The sequence below is a fragment of the Martinezella lusitana genome, from assembly GCF_900094565.1.
In the GTDB taxonomy this organism is placed as follows: Bacteria; Pseudomonadota; Alphaproteobacteria; order Rhizobiales; family Rhizobiaceae; genus Rhizobium; species Rhizobium lusitanum.
Window position 1 is genome coordinate 22,610 of the sequence record NZ_FMAF01000036.1, and the last position, 15,018, is coordinate 37,627.

Genomic DNA, 15,018 nt, shown 5'->3' on the forward strand with positions numbered 1-15,018 from the left:
TTTGGAAATATTTTTTGAGATTTTTCTGAATTTCTGCGAACGCCGTTCGTTATGCAGCTGCGTCGATGTAATTCACGGACGAATCGAATTTATTGGCGCCGTAAAGTCAATATAGATGACGCGTTTAACTCAATAGTTATTAAAACTATTGGGATATGTACATTATTACACTTTGCTATGTTGGCTATGTATTAAATATCTTCGAGGAGAACGGCGAAGAAATGACTATTCATGACCGGAACGCCAATGCGGTTGATGACTCGGATCACGTCGCGAAATGCTCGCTATCGCCGACACAGTCGCGAATTTGGCTTCTATCAGAGACGGGCAACGAGGTCATTTATGGGCGGCAAATTCTTGCTATCGCCTTCCCTCCCATCGCTCTTGCAGTAGCACGCAAAGGGCTTGCGGCACTTTCGCGTCAACATCCGCTCATCACATCGGAATTCGAGGCTCGAGCCGGCGGCGCTGTGCAGCAGATCCTGAGGAATAGTCGTCATGTCGATGTGATCGAGGTGGATTTGGCGGCCGACGACAGTCTGGACGAGGCGCTTGCCGCAGCGGCCTCGGCGGAACGAGCGCGCGCCATAGATCTCGCCAGCGGCAATCCCGCCCGTTTCGTTCTGCTGTCAAGGAACGAGCAAGCGGTCGGCGCGGTATTTTCTCTCCACGCCGTCCTTGCCGATGCCGCAACGCTCGATCTGCTTGCGAAGGATTTCCTGCGCAATATACGCGGCAGCGCCAATGTGCTGGCTGATGTTAGCGAAACCGCGCTCCCGGACGCGGCATCCTGGATGACCGGCAATAGCGCGCCACGCAGTCCGGCGCTGGAGCTCGTCGATTTCTGGTTCGAACGCCTGACGGCACAGGAAAACATCGCGTCGCTCCCGCCGCAGGCAACGGCCGGACGGGATATAGTCGATGAGGCATGGTTCGAGCATTTGGTGGAGGTGCCCGCTCCGGAGTCCCTTGCACACGCACAGTCGACGGTTGAGACGTCCCGCGACGTTCTTGCCGCGCTGAGCATCGCCCTCCGTCGCCACACCGGATACGACACCCAAAGGATCGGTTTGGTCACGCGGCCGGCGACGCCGACGATCGCGGCGCGCAGCGAGGATGTGCTGATCCTCACCGCGGAACTGAATGGCGCCATGGGGCTTGAGGATGTCCGCAAGACATTCATCGAGGAAATCGAGACCGCCGCACGGCAATCCCTGCCCTTCGAGGCTCTTGCCGACGCGTTGCTGCGACGTGACGAATTCTTTGACACCACCGGCCTCGTCAAGACGCTTCTCGATGTACGGGCACCGCTCCAGTTTATGGAATCGGCCACGGATGAAACCCCGATCCGATGCCTCGTCGAGCCTCCGGCCCGCCGCGATGCCGAACTGGTCGTCACTGTTTCCCAAGCATCCAGGGATAGACTTCGCATCGGGATCGGCTTCGATCCGCAAAAGCATGACCGTAAGCAGATCGCCCGCTTCGCCGATGATCTGGTTATCGCCCTTGCCCGGTTGGGCAGCAACCCCGGCGAGGCGATCAAGCACATCCCATTCGTTTCGCCGGAACAACTGGACGGGCTGTCTGCGCCCTATCCCGACATACCCGAGCCGGATGACGGAGTGCCGATCCACGAGGTCATCTCCGCACAAGCCAGACGGCGGCCGTATGCCTTCGCCGTTGCGCAAGGAGAGAAATCGGTCACGCACGGCGAGCTCGAGGCGGCGGCCAATCGGCTCGCGCATCGCCTGATCTCCTTGGGGATCGGGCCTGAGAAGCGCGTCGCCATCGCGCTCGAAAAGTCGATCGATGCAATTATCGCCATTCTTGCCGTGCTGAAATCAGGCGGCGCCTTTACACCGGTCGAGCCGGATCACCCCGAAGCGCGCAACCGGCATATTCTGACCGCTCCCGGCCTGTCTCTCGTCATCTCCCGCACGCGGCACATCGCCAATCTGCCCAGCGACATCGCCACAGCGTATCTCAATCTCGACGCCACCGATCTCTCGTCGGAAAGCAGCGACGCGCCTGCCACCGCCGCTATAGCCCCGCAGCAGCTCGCATATGTGATCTACACGTCTGGCTCGACAGGTGTCCCGAAGGGTGTCGCGGTCGAGCACGGTCCCTTGGCGCATCATTGCAAGGCGACCCTGCGCATCTACGAAATGAACGAGGACTCTTGCGAATATCCGGTCCTGCCATTTACGTCAGATGGCGGGCATGAACGCTGGATGGTGCCGCTGATGGCGGGTGGCGGCGTAGTGCTGACACAGGACAAGCTCGCCACGCCCGAAGATGCTTTCGCGATGATGAAGCGGCACGGCGTCAACAATGCCAGCCTTCCCACAAGCTACGTGCGCGGACTTGCCGAATATGCCGGTGAGAACAGCGACATACCGCGGCTGCGGCTCTATTCCTTCGGCGGCGAGGCGCTGTCGCAAGCGGTGTTCGACATGATCACCGAGAACCTCAAGGCGCAGATGCTGATCAATGGCTATGGCCCGACCGAGACGATCATGACGCCGATGATCTGGAAAATCCCGGCGGGAACCCGCTTCGAGGGGACGGTCGCGCCGATCGGCCGCGGCGTGGGCGACCGGCGGATCTATGTGCTCGATGCCGACCTCGCGCCTGTTCCGGTCGGCGTGATCGGCGAAATCTATATCGGCGGCAGCGGCCTTGCACGCGGCTATCTCGGCCAGCCGGAGCTGACGGCGGACCGTTTCATTCTCGATCCCTTTTCGCTAGGCGGCAGACTCTATAAGTCCGGCGATCTCGGCCGCTGGCGGGAGGATGGCATCGTCGAATTCGCCGGTCGCGTCGATCATCAGATCAAATTGCGCGGCTTCCGCATCGAGCCCGGCGAGATCGAGGCCGTGCTGCGATCCGACCAGCGCGTCGCCGAAGCCGTCGTACTGCTGCACAATGAAGGCGGGCGCAGCTCGCTCGTCGCCTATGTGGTTCCGCGCGAGGGCGAAAGCTTAAGCGTGACCGAACTGCGCCGCGCAGCCATGACCGCCCTGCCCGATTATATGGTGCCGCAAACCATCATGATCATCGACGAGCTGCCGATGGGGCCGAACAGCAAGCTGGACCGCGCCGCCCTGCCCGCACCTCGCATCGAACGCGAACTGGTCGCGCCAGCAAGCGAGAAGGAAAAGACAATCCTCGACGCGTGGAAGGCCATTCTCGACATTGGCGATATCGGCGTCACCGAGAACTTCTTCGATATCGGCGGACAATCGCTGGCCGCCGTGCGCATCGTCTCACGCCTGAAGATGCGCCATCCCGAATGGCCGCTTTCGATAGCCGACATGTTCAATCATCCGACCATCCGCGACCTGGCGCTTGCCGTCGAGGGAAGCCGCGACGAGACCGGCGTCGACGTCGTCTATCTCCGGCGAAACGGCGACCGGCCGGTTCTCTATTGCTTCCCCGGCCTCCTCGTCTCGACGCGCGAATATATGCGCCTGGTGGATTATCTCGGCCCGGAACAGCCGGCGACCGGCTTCATTTGCTATTCGCTGACCGAGACCAAGACGCTCAGCACCCGTGTCGAGGACATCACGGCGCGCTATGCGGAAGCGGTGCGCAAGAAGGCCAAGGGTCGGCCCTGCGCCTTCCTCGGCTGGTCCTGGGGCGGGCTTCTTGCCTATGAGGCCGCCCGGCAGCTCGGCAATGACATCGACCTGCGCATGATCGGCATGGTCGATGTTTGCGACATGGACGAGGAATTCACCGTCGGCATCATGCCGCGCTTCGAAGACGGCATCAGGGACCGTACTCATGCCGCCGTGCAAAGCTGGCTCGCGAAGACGCCGATGCGCGAGGATTGGAAGAGGCTCTTTGCCGCGATGGATGGCGAGGTCTACGAACAGTTCCTCCACCATATCGTCAAGCATAACGTCAAGCTGCCGACGGATGGTCCGGACATCGGCTCCGAAGAGCACACGTTCTGGATTCTGGTCGACAACGCGATGATCTTCCGAAACTACCGCCTTGCGCCTTCGGATTTCCGCATCCATGCCTTTGCCGCCGAGGATTCCCTCACACGCGCGCTCAACGTCATCGACTGGCGCCGCTATTCGCCGAACGCCACGGCCTCCGAGATCGTCAATGGCACCAACCACCTGACGATCATCGGCAAGACGCCATTCCACCAGCGCTTCGCCCGACGGCTGGACCACGCCTTTGTGCCGACCATCCTGCCCGCGGGCAAGAACAACTAATCCACATCCTTCTGGAGCTGCATCATGACATCGCACGTGCTCGACCTCGCCGGGGCCGGAATTGGTCCGTTCAACCTCAGCCTTGCCGCCCAGCTCGATTCCATACCGCAACTTTCGGTCCGCTTTTTCGAGCGGCGACCTGCCTTCGCCTGGCATCCGGGAATGATGCTGCCCGGCGCGGAAATGCAGACATCCATCCTTAAGGATCTGGTGACCGCCACCAACCCGACCAGCCCATGGAGCTTTCTCTCCTATCTGGTTGCACACAAACGCTTTTACCAGTTTCTTAATGCGGAATATGAGGCCGTTCCCCGCAAGGAATTCGCTGACTATCTCGCATGGGTCGCGCGCGGCCTGACGTCGCTTCGTTTCGGTGCAAGCATGCGCGAAGTCCATGCGAATGACGGTCTATTTTCCATCGCGACTGACGACGGCCCGGTTTGCGCCCGCAATCTCTCCGTCGGCGTCGGCAAGATACCGGCGCGCCCGGTCTGGGCCGAGCAACTGCCGAAGTCGATGACCTTTCACAGCAGCGAGGCCGCCACTCGCCTTGGCGACGTCAAGGCTCCGCGCGTTGCCGTCATCGGCGGCGGCCAGAGCGGTGCGGAGATCGTCGACGCCCTCCTGGATCTGAACGCCGTCTCGTCGGTCCACTGGATCAGCCGCCGTCCGAATTTCGAGCCGCTTGATGCCACGCCCTTCACCAACGAACTCTTCACACCGAGCTACATGGAGCGCTTTCACGGGCTTCCCGAGGCGTTGCGGCTCACTCACACGCGCCGGCAGGTGCTTGCGAGCGACGGCGTCTCCGCCTCGACCCTGAAGAAGCTCTATCGCCGGCTCTATGAAAGGAAATTCGAAGCGGCCGGTGGCGCCGATCAGGGCATCTCGTTACGCCCCTTCCGCGATGTCGTCGCGGCCGCACAGGATGGTCCCGAAATCGCACTTACCATGCGCAATGGCTTCGACAACAGCATCGAGACGCTGGCGGTCGACATGATCGTGCTTGCCACAGGCTATCGCTTCGTCCTTCCCGAATTCCTGCATTCGCTTGAGAACCGCATCGAGCTGAACTCCATCGGCGAGCCGGTGCTGGAAAGCGATTTTTCGCTGGCATGGGACGGCCCGCGCGAAAATCGCATCTTCGTCCTCAATGCCGGACGCCACAGCCACGGGATTGCGGAACCGCAGCTCAGCCTTGCCGCCTGGCGCAGCGCCGTCATCGCCAATGCATTGCTTGGCCGTGAGCATTTCGATCTCGGTCAGCTCGATCCCATCGTCCAATGGGAAACCCAGGGACATCAATCCGAACTCGCTTCGCATCTGGGACAGGCTGCGGAATAAGGTGCCCGCTTTCCCAAAAGGAGAAGAGATCGCGCAGATCGAGCTTCACAGCCTGCATCTGCGCGACGGGCTTCATATCTCGACCGCTCTATTGAGCGACGCGGAAAAAGCGCGCGCCGCCGCATTTCGGTCACGCGATGCTGCGCGCTTGTTCATCGCTGGACGCCTTCTCTGCCGCAGCATTATCGGCAATATGATCGGCTGCGCGCCACAGGCCCTCACCATCTCGCTTACGCCGCATGGCAGGCCGTATCTGCCGGATCATACCGATATCGACTTCAATCTTTCCCACACAAAAAACAGGGTTGCTCTCGCCGTCTGCCGCGGCGGTCGCGTGGGAATCGACATCGAGCAGCCGGATAGGATTTCCGAAACCGAGGTGCTCGAAATCATGCCGTTGATTCTGTGCGAGCGGGAACTCGACGACATCCAGCGACAGCCGCCAGAGCAACGACACAGGACATTTCTCTCATATTGGGTTCGAAAAGAGGCTGTGTTGAAGTGCCGTGGCCGCGGCTTCCTTGATGATCCCAGAGGCATCGCGCTCGAGCCGGCGGATACAACCGAAAATATGTCGAATCGGGCATTCGATGCAGCTAATTTCATCCGCTTCGGCTCTTGCCGTAGCGAAAATGCACCTAACTTTCTATGGGCTGTCGCGGCCTCGCAAATGCTGTCCGAGCCTGTTTGGCAGCAGCATCCAGACGTTGGAAGCCTCATCGGGGATTGTTTAAAATTAAAATAAAATCAAATCACTAGCCGATGCAAGGAAAGATGGTTCCCAGCCTTTAGATTTTATCTTGACTATCATTATCATGTTTTATACGGTGCGCTGAAAAAGAGGGGCACACCGAAATGCAACTTTGGATTTCAGCGAGAGCCCGACATGATTGCCAACACTTCGCAGTCGACTTCCAATGAGCAACTTCAAACTGCCCTTCATGCCTATCCCAAGCTTCTCTCCATCGCGCGCCGGATCACCGGTAGCATGACATTGGCCGAAGATGTCGTGCAGGAGGTCCTTCTGCAATTGGTCTCCAAACCGCTCAAGCAGGACATAGCGGCACCAGGCCCCTATGTGATGCGCATGGTACGCAATCTGGCGACGGACCACATGCGACGGTTGCGCTATGAGAGAGGCCTGTTCGTCGAAGAAGAGGTCGGCGGCAACACGTCGGCCTACGGAAGCCCCGAAGAGCATCTGCACGAGGCGGAGGCATACAAAGCCTTCCGCTGCACGGTCGAGGCGATGCCCGCAAGGACGCGCAAGTTTTACGAGGAGCATTATTTCAAGGACGTTCCGCAAAACATCATCGCCAAAGAAGCCGGCGTCTCATGCGCCCTCGTTTGCGGCCTGTTGAGAGAGGCGCATTCACGCTGCCTCGCTGCAATATCGCTCGAGGCCGACCAGGATTATGCCGCCGGCCGCGCGCACAGCCCGCGCAGAACACCACGAACCTCAGAGATGCGGGCTTGACACGGGAGCGCCGAATGACGCTACCAGCCGGTAAGGAAGAACAGATGCAGGAAGCTATCGAAATAACCGAATCCAAGAGCGATATTTGTCGTGCCATCATGTCGGAGCTGACGGACTGGTTCACAGAACCGGAGGTCATCGAGGCATGTGCGGAAGCCGTCGAAACCTTGCCGATGTTCGGCTGTCTCGACGAAGGCACCGTTACCGGCTTCGTTGCCATACAGGCCCATCCTCCCGCCGCTATGGAAATCCTGGTCATCGCCACCCGGCGGCAGCACCATGGCAGCGGCGTGGGCAAGCGGCTGCTTGCCGCCGCCGAACGGTTCGCCCGGTCCGCTGGTTGCAAGCTGCTGACGGTGAAGACACTTGCGCCGCGCGGCAAGGATGAACCGCAATACGATGCGACGCGCGCCTTCTATGACAGGAACGGCTTTATCCGCGCCGAGGTGTTCCCCACCCTCTGGCACGAGGACCATCCATGCCTGTTCTTCGTCAAGCCGTTAACGGCCGCCAATTGAAGGCGATCGAAATATCACGAGGCCATGCTGCTTAGCAGGAACGACCATGAAACACGAAACCATCCCCAAAGCCGGCCAGCATCCGGTATCCGTCTTCACGACGGAGGGCCTCCACTTCGACGTCGATGGCAAGACCATTCTCCATCCGCTGGATCTTACGTTCAATGCCGGCGAGATCTCGGGACTGATCGGCCATAACGGTTCCGGCAAATCGACCCTGATCAAATTGCTGGCGCGCCAGATCCAGCCGACGGGCGGACGGATCCTGTTCGACGGCGTTTCCGCCGCTTCCTATGACATGCGCGCCTTTGCCCGTGCTGTCGCCTATCTGCCGCAGGATACCACATCGGCCGCCGGCATGACCGTTGAGGAACTGGTCGCCTGCGGGCGCTATCCCTGGCATGGCGCCTTGGGCCGCTTCACCGATCTCGACCGCGAAAAAGTCGAGACCGCGATGCGGCTGACGCATGTCGACACTTTGAAGGGCCGGATGGTGGACACGCTTTCGGGCGGCGAGCGCCAGCGGGTCTGGATCGCCATGCTGGTCGCGCAGGACAGTCGCTGCCTCCTTCTCGACGAACCGACCTCGGCACTCGACATCGCCCACCAGATGGAGATCCTCGGCCTGGTGCGAGAGCTCTGCCGCACGAAGGGCCTGAGCGTCATCCTCGTGCTGCACGACATCAATGTCGCCTCGCATTTTTGCGATCACCTGCATGCGCTGAAACAAGGGCGCCTGATTGCCGCCGGCCCCGCGCCGAGCCTCATGAAGGCCGAAACGCTGCATACGATCTACGGCACGAACATGGGCGTTACAGCTCATCCGGTGCATGGAACGCCGCTCGCCTATGTCATCTGAGGATCATTTCCACGGGTTGAGGCTATCGCGCCGCAACGCGCTTCTTGCCGCCGCGGCTCTCCTTGCCGTCCCACGCGCGGGATATGCCGGCGCGACAGTGTCCGGACCGATCGTCTCGCTCGACTACGGCCTTGCCTCGACGCTGCTGGCGCTCGGTGTCACACCCGCCGCGATCGCCTCGCTTGCCGATTGGGACAAGTGGGTCGTCGAGCCGAAAATGCCGGCCGGGGTCGTCGATCTCGGCACGACCAATGAGATCAATCTCGAAATCCTGGCAAGCCTGAAACCGGCGCTGATCCTGACCACACCCTATCTCGCACCCCTAAAGCCACGCCTGGAAGTGATTTCGCCGGTCATGGAGCTGACGATCTATGCCCAAGGCGGTGAAGCCCTGCAACGCTCCATCGAAGCCACTCGGCTGTTGGCTGCCGCCATCGGCCGTCAACAGCAGGCAACCGATTTCCTGACGCAGTCCGAGCAGTTCTTCGACGATTGCGTCAACCGGGTGAACAAGCTCAAGCCTCCGCCACTGGCTCTCGTCAACTTTGTCGATCAGCGCCACGCCCGCATCTATGGCGGCACCGGCCTCTATCAGAACGTCATGACCAAGATCGGCCTCAGGAACGCCTGGACAGGACCCGGCAATTTCTGGGGCTTCGAAACGATCGGCCTGGAGCAACTGGCAACACTCGATCAAAGCCTGCGCCTGATAGCCTTCGAACCTCTTATTCCACCAAATATACTCGACAATCTGCAAGACAGCCCCCTGTGGACCAGTCTTCCCTTCGTTAAGGCGAGTCGAGTCTCGGTACTGCCTGGGACGCTGATGTTCGGCATGGTTCAGGAGGCGGAGCGCTTCGCCCGTATTCTGCTCGATCACCTGGAAAAGCTCGCATGATCCGCACCAATGGAAACAATTCCCTCGGCGCCCCCGTCGTGGCGGTGACGCTGTTGGTGCTTGCCGGCTTGCTTGCCTGGCATCAGGTCGCGCCGGATTTTTCGCGGCTGATGGTACGGGACGCCGGTTATGATCCGCAGCGCCCGTTGCTTATTTATTCGACGCTGCCGAGAATAGCGACCGCGCTGCTGGCCGGCGCGGCACTCGCATTATCAGGCACTCTGCTGCAGCAAGTGCTGCGTAATCCGCTTGCATCACCCTCTACGCTCGGCATTTCCGCCGGCGCCAACCTGGCGCTCGTCGCCGTCATGCTCGCCTTTCCGGCGCTTGAGGGCTTCGGCCGCGATGCGGTCGCTCTGTTCGGCAGCGCCGCGGCAGCCGCCGTCGTTTTCCTGATCGGTGCAAGACGAGGCTTTTCGCCGTTTGCACTCGTGCTTTCGGGACTGATCGTCAGCGTCTGGAGCGGCGCGCTTGCTGCCATCCTCGTTCTGATGAACGACCGCTACCTCTCCGGCCTTTTCATCTGGGGTGCCGGGTCGCTGGCGCAGCAGAGCGGGACCATCCCCCTCTCGCTCCTTCCGAAAATCACGATTCTCACCATCGCCGCTTTCCTGATGGTGCGGCCGCTATCGCTTATGGAACTTGGCGACGGCGGTGCCAGCGGGCTCGGCCTTTCGGTGAAGCGGACCCGTATTGCCGCCGTCTGCCTTGCCATCGTGCTGGCCGCTGTCGTGACCAGCGCCGTCGGCGTCATCGGCTTCATTGGCCTTATTGCCCCCCGGATCGCGCAGCTTTCCGGCGCGCGGCAGATGAAGAGCCAGCTTATCTGGTCCCCTCTCATAGGCGCGGGCTTGCTGCTTCTGACCGATGAGGCATTGGTGCTGCTCTCCGGCGCTTCCTCGACCTTCCTGCCGACAGGAGCCATTACCGCCCTGCTCGGCGCTCCGCTGCTGCTCTTGATGCTGCCGCGTCTGAAGACGATACAGCGTACTGTGCCGGCCCTTTCGCACAGCCCGAACCGGACTGCACACACCTCGCGAAATCTGCTCCTTGCAACGATCGGCGGCCTTCTCGCTCTGCTCGCCGGCGCAATCTTTTTCGGACGCGCGCCGGATGGTACATGGACTACCCTTGCCTATTTGAACTGGCCCGACGTGCTGCCCTATCGTCTGCCGCGTGTCATTGGCGCCTTTGCCGCCGGAGCGATGCTTGGCGTCGTCGGCGCAATCCTGCAGCGGCTCAGCGGCAACGAGATGGCAAGCCCCGAAGTGCTGGGCATTTCGGCCGGCGCCACCATCGGCGTCACAGCCGCACTCTTCATCTTGCCCGCACCCGGCATGGCCGCTCAGCTCGGCTTCGGCGGCATCGGCGCATTCACCGTCCTGCTTGCCATCTTCGCCTTCGGCATGCGTTCCGGCTTCGCACCAGAACGGGTATTGCTGACCGGCATCGCGCTGGGTGCCATGCTGGATGCCGTCATCAGCGTGCTTTCCGCCAGCGGCGATCCGCGCGCGCTAACTATCATGCAATGGATGAGCGGATCGACCTATCTCGTTGATACAAAGGAGGCAATTTCCGCCACAATTGCCGCTGCCATAGGCCTCGCGCTGGCATTCCTCGCCCGCCGCTGGCTTGATCTACTGCCACTCGGACCACCGGCCGCACAGGCGATCGGCATCCGCGTCAACCTTGCCCGCGCATCTCTCTTCGCGCTGGCCGCCGCCATGACCGCCGCCGCCACACTCGTCGTCGGTCCCTTGAGCTTTATCGGCCTCATGGGGCCCCATCTGGCGCGAGAGCTTGGGCTACGACGCGCAGCCCCGCAGCTTACCGGAGCAGCGCTCGCCGGCGGAGGGCTCATGATGCTCGCGGACTGGTTCGGCAGGATGATTGTGTTTCCGTATCAAATTCCGGCCGGGCTGGTCTCGGCACTCGTTGGTGCGCCGTTGTTGCTGGTGCTGCTGATGAAGCGGCGCAGGACGGCATAAGATCCATGAAGGCTAGCTTCCGTCGCTCCTTGTCTTTCGCGACACAGTCTCATGACGCAGGCTGGAACACTTGCAGCGCCCAAAAGCATCACGTTAGAGCGCGATCGGCGCGTAGCAGGCGCATTCTATTCAGTCGCTGACAGACCTTAGTGACAGGTTTTGGCCGGTGGAATCGTAACAATCCGCTTCAATAAGCCGGTGAGTACACTGAGTGCGGTAGCGGATAAGCCGCGGCGTCCAAGCTTCAAATTCACCGCAGGAGAGATGACGGGCGCCACGCCAAAACGCAGCGCCTATCAATGCCCCCTACCACCGATACTTCAGCGATGCCGTGATGTTGCGGCCCTGACCCAAATAGCAATAGCCGCTGTCGCAGATCGTCAGGCGCCGGTTGGCGATGTTGCGGACGTCGAGGGATGCCGTCAGGCCTTTGTATTTCTTGTCGGCAGCCCCGAAGTCGTAGGAAAGGGCCGCGTCCAGGTAGAAGCTCGCGTCGTTCTTGGAGGTGTTGGCGGTGCTGGTATAGGTCTCGCCGGTGTAGCGAATGCCGGCGCCGGCTGTCAGGCCGTTGGCGACGGAATCCTCCTGGAAGGTATAATTCGTCCATAGGCTGGCGATATGCTTCGGTGTGATCGAAGGCGAATTGCCGACGTCGTCACCACCGGTGATTTCCGAGTGATTGTAGCTGTAGGCGGCAATCACATCCAGGCCGTCGGCAACTGTCGCCTTGGCCTCCAGTTCGATGCCCTTGTTGGTGACCTCACCCAGCGAGGCATAGACGAGCGTCAGGGGATTGACCAGGACGGGCTTGTTCGTCTCGACGAGATGATAGGCTACGGCGGACAAGAGAATATCGGTACCCGGCGGCTGGTACTTCACACCCAGCTCATACTGCTTCCCCTTCGTGGGATCCAGAATGCTGCCGGATGCCGATCGCTGGGTCACGGGATCGAAGGAGGTCGAATAGCTGGTGAAAGGCGCTATACCGTTGTCAAAAAGATAGAGTGCGCCGGCCTGGACGGAGAACGCCTTGTTGTTGATGTTTTCGGACGTGCTCGTCCCGGAGGAAACAAAGGTCGTGTCGCTGGATTGATCGACCCACGTCTGCCGTCCACCAAGCGTGAAGCGCCACTTGTCTAGCTCGATCTGGTCGAGAGCATAGGCTCCCACCTGCCGCATGCTGGCGCTGACCCGGCTATAATTATAGTCCGGCGTCGGGCCGGAAACGCCGTAAGTCGGGTTGGAGATGTCGAAATCATAAGCGGCGCTGGTCGTCGCATCGAAGCCGTAGCCGAAGGACGAATTCACATTGGTGTAGTCCAGGCCGAACAGCATGGTATGCGAGGCTGGCCCCGTGTCGAACTTGGATTCGAGCTGGTTGTCGACCTGGAAGACGTTCATCGCGTCCCGGATCGCGGTCGCGCGGCGATGGGCGACGGTGCCGGTCCAGTTGTAGGTGCTGAGATAGCGCGCCCTCAGATCCATATGAGAGAAGCGAAGATTCTGGCGGAAGGTGAAGCCGCCGTCGAACTCGTGCTCGAACTGGTAGCCCACCTGCTGTTGGCGGGTCTTTTGGTAGTCATAGTCGGGATCGCTGTCGCGCAAATTGAGAATATTGCCGTCAGGACCGACCATGGCACCGACATTGGCATCCGTCTCGTCCGCCTGCGCCGAGCCATAGACCGTAAATTTAGTCGAATCGTCCGGCTTCCAGGTAAAGGACGGCTGTATCAGATAGCGATCGTCGGCAATATCGAAATTGGTGTCACCCTTTCGCGCCAGGCCAACGATCCGGTACAACATCGTATCGTCATCCTGGGTGACCGGGCCGCCGAAATCGAACATGGTCTGGGCGCGATCCGATGTTCCGTAGACGACCCCGACTTCCCTGATCGTCTCTTCCGTCGGCAGTTTCGAGATCTTGTTGACGATGCCGCCCGGCGAGCCCGCACCATAGAGCACGGATACCGGTCCCTTGATCACTTCGACCCGATCCAGCGCATAGGGATCGGTGCGGAACATTCCATAATTCATAAAGGGTTGCCGCAGGCCATCGCGGAAATCGCCCGTTGTCGTGATGTTGTTGCCGCGGATGAAGATCTGATCGAAGCGGGGATCGAAGCCGTTCATACCGGTCTGGACGCCGGCGGAATAGCGCACCGCCTCGATGATGCTCTGCGCACCCCGCTCCTCGATCTCCTTCTTGGTGACCACCGAAACGGCGCGTGGCGTCTCAACCAGCGGCGTATCGATCTTCGTGGCACCGCGGCTTTTCTTGGCAGCGACTGTCTTATCGTCACTTGTGCCGCTCGACTGGCCGCTGACGACGATCGGAGCGAGCTGTGTCGCGCCGCCCGCATTCTCACTGGCTGCAGAATCCTGCCCAAAGGCATTGCCGCTCAGCGCAAACAAGGTGACCAGTGCAGTGGCAGCGCGCCCCAATCGAAATGAATTTCTTCCCAAATAATTGATATTATTACAGAATATCTGTCCCATGTTCCCTTTTCGCCTGCCCTTTCCTGTAAAAGATGGCGCAAATTAGATTGCAGGCGCTGTGGTCGTCAAGAATACATGACTTTAATAGTCATCTTTTTTGTCGATATGGGATCTTTGACGCACCAAAGTTGCCTCCAAGGGAGGGACACCGTAAAATTACGAGGTTGAAGCTCCTGATCCGCTTGGCAAATTTCGCTTCTCATAATATGAGGAATTCTATCATATTTTTAAAGCGCAGCCTCTTTCGCGCCGCACCCGCCCTTTCGATCGCCCAGAGAGACCATGCCTCACCCGTCACCACTCAACGCAGCGGTTCCGCTGACGCCTGTTACATTTGCCGGGGCAACATTTGCCGATATCACCTTCGAAAACGCCGATCAGCCGCACAGGATCTTTCTCTATCGACCCGATAAATCGCCCCCGCCAGAAGGGTGGCCGGTTCTTTATCTGACGGACGGGAATGCCTGCTTTGCAACCGCCGTCGACGCGCTCAAAGTGCAGGCCGCTTATCCGAACGGAACCAATATCTGTGAAGGCGTTATCGTCGCTATCGGCTATCCATCCGACGAACCCTACGATCCGCTGAGGCGCTCCTGGGATTTGAGCCCGCCACCTGGGCGGACCTATCCGCCATTTTTCCCTGGCGGGCCGGATGTCAGGACAGGCGGAGGAGAACGGTTCCTGAAGCTGATCGAAAACGAACTGAAGCCCTGGGTGGAAGGCCATGTTCCGGTCGATCGGTCGCGCCAGGCGCTTTTCGGCCACTCGTTCGGCGGTTTGTTCGCACTTTATGCGTTGTTTTCGAAACCAGACGCCTTCAGCCGCTGGATTGCGGCGAGCCCGGCGATCTTCTGGGAAGATGCAGCGATCCTTGCGACTGAAAGAGCGCTCCTGGACAATCTTGAGGCTCCCCTCGATATCGAGCTGCACCTTTCGTCCGGCGAATATGAAGGCGAGAAGCTCGCGCCTTTCCACAAGGGCACGCCCGATGAGCACAAAAGGCAGGAACGCGCCAAGGAAACACGCACGATCGAACTCGCCCGTGACATGGCGCAGCGATGGTCAACATCGGCGTCGTTCGCAGGAACTGCGATATTCGAGGAATATCCCGGCGAGAACCATATGTCCGTTCTTCCGGTCGCCTTGAACAGGGCCGTTCAGATTGCGTTCCGCAGGCCGAAATAGAGCTCAAATTCACGCGTTTGCCTG

At 60.1% G+C, this 15,018-nt stretch carries 10 protein-coding genes; 9 read left to right on the plus strand and 1 reads right to left on the minus strand.

Annotation, left to right across the window (positions count from 1 at the left end; translation table 11 throughout):
* Positions 1-221: 221 nt before the first annotated feature.
* The 8 genes from GA0061101_RS34250 (at position 222) to fhuB (ending at position 11,313) form a co-directional block, all read left to right on the plus strand.
* Entirely contained in the window at positions 222-4,229 is a 4,008-nt protein-coding gene (locus GA0061101_RS34250) for a non-ribosomal peptide synthetase (protein ID WP_092576858.1), read from the plus strand.
* A 24-nt stretch (positions 4,230-4,253) separates the two neighbouring features.
* Entirely contained in the window at positions 4,254-5,573 is a 1,320-nt protein-coding gene (locus tag GA0061101_RS34255) for a lysine N(6)-hydroxylase/L-ornithine N(5)-oxygenase family protein (RefSeq protein ID WP_092576860.1), read from the plus strand.
* Position 5,574: 1 nt separating this feature from the next.
* Complete coding sequence (locus GA0061101_RS34260; protein ID WP_037200291.1) at positions 5,575-6,318, plus strand: 4'-phosphopantetheinyl transferase family protein; 744 nt, start codon at positions 5,575-5,577, stop codon at positions 6,316-6,318.
* A 141-nt stretch (positions 6,319-6,459) separates the two neighbouring features.
* Positions 6,460-7,050, plus strand: a complete 591-nt coding sequence (locus GA0061101_RS34265; RefSeq protein ID WP_037200289.1) for a sigma-70 family RNA polymerase sigma factor — start codon at positions 6,460-6,462, stop codon at positions 7,048-7,050.
* 44 nt (positions 7,051-7,094) lie between these two features.
* Positions 7,095-7,568: a GNAT family N-acetyltransferase gene (locus GA0061101_RS34270; protein WP_092576863.1), complete on the plus strand. Its 474-nt coding sequence runs from the start codon at positions 7,095-7,097 to the stop codon at positions 7,566-7,568.
* Positions 7,569-7,614: 46 nt separating this feature from the next.
* Complete coding sequence (locus tag GA0061101_RS34275; protein WP_037200286.1) at positions 7,615-8,427, plus strand: ATP-binding cassette domain-containing protein; 813 nt, start codon at positions 7,615-7,617, stop codon at positions 8,425-8,427.
* Positions 8,417-9,325, plus strand: a complete 909-nt coding sequence (locus GA0061101_RS34280; protein ID WP_092576866.1) for an iron-siderophore ABC transporter substrate-binding protein — start codon at positions 8,417-8,419, stop codon at positions 9,323-9,325. The genes GA0061101_RS34275 and GA0061101_RS34280 overlap by 11 nt, the downstream gene beginning before the upstream one ends.
* Positions 9,322-11,313: a Fe(3+)-hydroxamate ABC transporter permease FhuB gene (gene fhuB / locus GA0061101_RS34285; protein ID WP_208865050.1), complete on the plus strand. Its 1,992-nt coding sequence runs from the start codon at positions 9,322-9,324 to the stop codon at positions 11,311-11,313. Before GA0061101_RS34280 ends, fhuB begins: the two co-directional genes overlap by 4 nt.
* Before the next feature lie 306 nt (positions 11,314-11,619).
* Here the strand turns inward: fhuB and GA0061101_RS34290 are convergent, their stop codons facing one another.
* Positions 11,620-13,809, minus strand: coding sequence for a TonB-dependent siderophore receptor (locus GA0061101_RS34290; protein WP_092576869.1), 2,190 nt, complete (start codon positions 13,807-13,809; stop codon positions 11,620-11,622).
* Positions 13,810-14,091: 282 nt separating this feature from the next.
* On the opposite strand from GA0061101_RS34290, the gene GA0061101_RS34295 reads away from it, so the two are divergent.
* Entirely contained in the window at positions 14,092-14,994 is a 903-nt protein-coding gene (locus GA0061101_RS34295) for an alpha/beta hydrolase (protein WP_092576872.1), read from the plus strand.
* Positions 14,995-15,018 lie beyond the last annotated feature (24 nt).